This is a genomic window from Bifidobacterium margollesii (genome assembly GCF_002860355.1).
Taxonomy (GTDB): domain Bacteria; phylum Actinomycetota; class Actinomycetes; order Actinomycetales; family Bifidobacteriaceae; genus Galliscardovia; species Galliscardovia margollesii.
Genome location: NZ_NMWU01000078.1, coordinates 1 through 4,491, shown reverse-complemented (window position 1 = coordinate 4,491; position 4,491 = coordinate 1). Strand labels below are relative to the sequence as shown.

Annotated in this window: 6 protein-coding genes; all 6 read left to right on the top strand. The window is 64.8% G+C overall.

The genetic code is table 11. From position 1 onward, the window contains the following. Nucleotides 1-476, top strand: a 476-nt coding sequence (locus Uis1B_RS11770) for a transposase (protein ID WP_243390371.1), incomplete at its 5' end; no start/stop codon positions are given. A 45-nt stretch (nucleotides 477-521) separates the two neighbouring features. Beyond that, complete coding sequence (locus Uis1B_RS11765; RefSeq protein ID WP_101618406.1) at nucleotides 522-1,133, top strand: ParA family protein; 612 nt, start codon at nucleotides 522-524, stop codon at nucleotides 1,131-1,133. Then, entirely contained in the window at nucleotides 1,130-1,324 is a 195-nt protein-coding gene (locus Uis1B_RS11760; RefSeq protein ID WP_101618405.1) for a hypothetical protein, read from the top strand. The genes Uis1B_RS11765 and Uis1B_RS11760 overlap by 4 nt, the downstream gene beginning before the upstream one ends. Nucleotides 1,325-1,385: 61 nt before the next feature. Further along, nucleotides 1,386-1,673 carry a hypothetical protein gene (locus Uis1B_RS11755; protein ID WP_101618404.1) on the top strand — a complete coding sequence of 96 codons (288 nt, stop codon included), beginning with the start codon at nucleotides 1,386-1,388 and terminating at the stop codon, nucleotides 1,671-1,673. 262 nt (nucleotides 1,674-1,935) lie between these two features. Continuing rightward, on the top strand, nucleotides 1,936-3,999 hold the full coding sequence (locus Uis1B_RS11750) for an InlB B-repeat-containing protein (RefSeq protein ID WP_101618403.1): 2,064 nt from the start codon (nucleotides 1,936-1,938) through the stop codon (nucleotides 3,997-3,999). A gap of 243 nt (nucleotides 4,000-4,242) precedes the next feature. After that, nucleotides 4,243-4,491, top strand: a 249-nt coding sequence (locus Uis1B_RS11745) for a hypothetical protein (RefSeq protein WP_207763433.1), incomplete at its 3' end; no start/stop codon positions are given.

The window sequence follows — 4,491 nt, the reverse complement described above, 5'->3', positions numbered from 1 at the left end:
AGGCCAGACGCGAAGGCGACGAGGAGACCACGAAACGCATGCGCGGCGTCAGGTACGCGGTCCTGAAGAACCCCGACCATCTCACCGGACGGCAGGACGAATCCCTCACCGCGTTGGGGAACACGGATCCCAGGGGACAGCTCTACCGCGCATGGCGGCTCAAGGAACTCCTGCGCAACCTGCTCAGACACCCCATCGAACAGGCCCGCGGAGAGCTCAAACACTGGGTATTCTGGGCGTCCCACAGCCGCATCCCCGAGATCGTCGAACTCTCCAGGAAGATCAGGAGACGCCGGCCCGACATCCTGCGCACGATCGAGCTCGGCTACTCCAACGCCAGGCTCGAGGCGTTCAACAACCGCATCAAGGTCACCATCCGCATGGCCTACGGCTTCCACCACGTGAACAACCTCATCAGCTTCGTCATGCTCAGATGCGGCGGCCTCGACATCCGACTGCCGGAGCCCACCAACTAACCCACGAAAACAACAGAAGCCTCATATCAATTAAGGAGAGCAATGATGAGGATAGCGTTGGCGAACGCGAAGGGCGGGGTCGCGAAGACCACGTCCGCGATCTACCTGGCCTCGGCCGCCGCACGCCGGGGACTCAAGGCCCGTGTGCTGGACGCGGACCCGCAGTCGAGCGCGAGCCTGTGGCGGGACATGGCCGCCGAGTCCGGAGAGCCGTTGGACTTCGCCGTCGAGCCGGCGAACATGAGCACGCTCAAGCGGCCGGACCGTATGGGCGACGGCTGGGAGTTCGTGGACGCGCCGCCCTCGGGGCCCGTATTGGCGCGGGCGATCGGGTGCGCGGACATGGTGATCGTGCCCGCGTCGGACTCGCCCCTGGACCTGCAGCAGGCGTGGAGCACGATGGGCACGATCCCCGACTCGATCCCGGCGGCGGTGCTGATCGTGCGCGCGGAGACGAACACGCGCGCGTTCGACCTGGTGCGCGGCGCGCTGGACGAGCAGCGCACGCCCCGGTTCGACACGGTCGTCAGGAAGCGTCAGGACGTGAAGATGGGGCTCAACCGCAGGCCGGGCAAGCTGTGGGAGTACGCCGAGGCGTTCGACGAGCTCAAACGCTTCCTGACCGGGCCCATGGACGGCTCCGGGAGCGGGGAGTGAGCGGATGGGTCGGGACCGTGTCCGCCGCGGGGTGTCTGGCGACCCTGTCGGGAACGCTGCTGTGGTGGGCGTTCGCCCGGTTCGGCGGCATGACCGGCGCGTGGACATGGCTGTGGAGGGTCGCCGTGATCCTCATGGTCGCCGGGAGCGCGGCGATGACGGCGGCTTTGATGCTCATGGCCGTCCGGTGAACGCGGTCGATCCCCGCGGTTCCGCGAGAACTTGGTTCGGATAGACGAAGGAGGACATGATATGAGGAATCCGAGGACGACGCCGGCCCTGCGCCCGGCGGCCCGGGGCCGGCAGGCGGAATCCATGGAGCGGGTGCTCGCGCCCGCCGTGATCGAGACCGCCACGGAGGCGGGGAGCAAGCCGGAGGGGAGGGTCGACGCCGTCGATGCCGATCCGTGGGTGCAGTCCACGCTGCGCATGAGAGCGAGCACGCGGCGGAGGCTGCGTGCGCTGGCCGCGGAAAGGGACACGACGATGCAGGAGCTGCTCGACGGCGCCATCCGCGACTGGCTCGACCGACAACGCTGACGATCCCTTCCCCCACCCAAACGGGCCGACACCCAAACGGGTGAACACCCAAACGGGTGAACACCCAAACGGGTCGATGGGTGCCTGCCCGGAGGGCGGCACCCATCGACCGGTGAGGTTTCACATTCGGGTAGCCGGAGGCGGTTCCGCCTCCGGTGAGTGAGTTGAATGATGGTTTTGTTTCCCGTGGGGTTCCCGTGTCCGGGCGTAGGCTTGGAGTCATCGGAATCCCCGCGGGGAGAGTGATCAAGGAGAGAAAACAATGAATAGGAGTATGAGACGAGGACTGACAGCGGTCCTGGCGTCGCTGGCGATGCTGTTGACGGTCGTGGTGGCGCCAGTGGTGGGAGCCCATGCGGACACGGGTTCCGACACTAACGGTGACTGGTCGAAGGGCTTGACCCAAGAGCAGATCAACTCGTCGTACGGGTTCGCCAAATGGGTCAGTGTCACCGCCAAATCAGAGGATGAGAGGGCCGACGCCAGACGAGCGATCAACAAGCTCGAATCCGACATGAAGGATGATCCATCTTTCACGAAGCTCGGGTCCGACGGAGACGCCACGAGTCTGGCGAACACGCGCAAGGCGTTGCAGGAGGACGTCAAGTCCAACCAGTTCCGCGCCACGCTGACCAACGAGCCGTGCCGCATGGACCTACCCGCCGGCAAGGGGCGCCGCTGCAATGATCCGAACAAGCGGCTGGCAGCTCAGCAGCTCAACCTGCAGATGCTACTCAATCAACAGTTTGTTGCTAATGCGGTTCGTGCTACCGGCGGTCATTGGGGCATCGGCGACGCGCAGGGCATCACCTCCAGCGATGACGGATATAAGGACTTCTATAATAGCGAGGTCTCCAATTATGACAAGGACATGACAGACGGCAAACTCGACGGCAAGGCCGCAGACGGCTCCGCAGTGGGAGAGACCGGTCACTACGTGAACTACGTCGGATACTACTGGCGCCCGGTCCAACAGCAGTACGGTGAGTATATATACGCTTCGATCGGCCTTACCGGCACAGCCTGGCACACTACCGTCCAGAATTACTATTCAAAGACCAGCGGCTCGGTCAATGATCCCTACATGCCGGGTTGGGGCTTCCCGAACGATATCCTTCCCGAAGATGGAGAGTATATTTCCAATCAGAACATGACCCTTCCTGAGAACCTGTTGGAGAAGTTCGACCAGTACACGGCCATGCTGGACGCCAGCACCACGTATACGGTGTCGTTCGACCCGTTCGGCGGCACCACGGTGCCCACACAAACGGTAAAAAAGAACGCCAAGGCGTCTCAGCCCGCCGATCCTACCCGCTCCGGCTACTCGTTCGCGGGCTGGTTCAACGGCAACACCAGGTACGACTTCAACACCCCCGTGACTGGGAACCTGAAGCTTGTCGCGCATTGGACGGCAAACACGGTGTACCGTACCGTATCGTTCGACAGTGCGGGCGGCACGGCAGTAACCTCGCAGAAGGTCGTTGACGGTTCGAAGGCCGTTCAGCCGAAGGCGCCGACCCGCAGCGGCTACTCGTTCACGGGCTGGTACAACGGCAATGCGAAGTGGGATTTCAACACCCCGGTCACCTCGGATATGAAGTTGACGGCCCGGTGGACCGCCATCCCGCCGCAGACCGTGTACCGCACCGTCAGCTTCGATTCCGCTGGCGGCAGCGCGGTGGCATCGCAGAAGGTCGCGAATGGTTCGAGGGCCGTTCAGCCGAAAGCGCCGACCCGCAGCGGCTATACGTTCACGGGCTGGTATCAGGGTTCCGCGAAGTACGACTTCTCCAGACCCGTCACCGGCGACCTCAAGCTCACCGCCCGGTGGTCGAGGAACCAGCAGCCCTCCAAGCCCTCGAAGCCGACCGTGAGGCGGGTGCCGGTCTATCGCGTGTACAACCGCAACTCGGGTCTGCACCACTACACCACCAGCAAGGCGGAGAACGACATGCTCGTGCGTCTGGGCTGGAGGGACGAGAACCGGGGAGGCTCCAGCTTCGTCACCGTGGGCAGGGACACGCCGGGCGCCCGTCCCGTGTACCGCGAGTACAACAGGCGTTCCGGCAACCACAACTGGACGCTCAACAAGGCCGAGCACGACATGCTCGTGCGCCTCGGCTGGAGGGACGAGGGCATCGCCTGGTACACCTCGCCCACGGGCGCGAACGTGTACCGGCTGTACAACCCCACGCGCTACCACAAGCCGAAGCACGGTCGTGGCAATGGTGGCGGCGAGCATGTGTACACCACCAGCTACGGCGAGTACCTGAGCGTCATCAGGGCCGGATGGCGTGGCGAGGGCGTCGCCTGGAAGACCATGTGACCCTCCCCCGCGCGGCGTGATCCCCATGGGCCCTCCCGTCCGTCCTCCGGTCGGGAGGGCCTTCCCATGCCCGTTCCGTCCCGTCTGGCGCGTGTTTCCGGGTTTCGGCGTGTCGCCTGTGATTCCGCCGTTTTCGGGCGTGTACGGGTGGGCGGACAACATTCCCGGAAAACGTGTGACGATGAGCCGCGTATGGGCGGCGAACGGCGTCGCCCTCCCAACCCAAGGGAAAGGAACGGGAGCATGGGACGGATACGAGGTCTCGTCGCCCTGGCCGTGGCCGGGGCGACGCTCGTGTCGGGATGCGTGACCGCCAACGCGGCGGACACGTCACCGGCCGACGCGGGCGTGACGATCCAGCAGGACACGACAGGCAGCCAAACCAACGGCGACGGTGACGACGGCACGGTGACGGTCACGCCGCCCACCGCCGACGACACCGGAAGCACCGGCGGCGCGAACGACACGAACGGGAGTGCGGGAGACAACGGG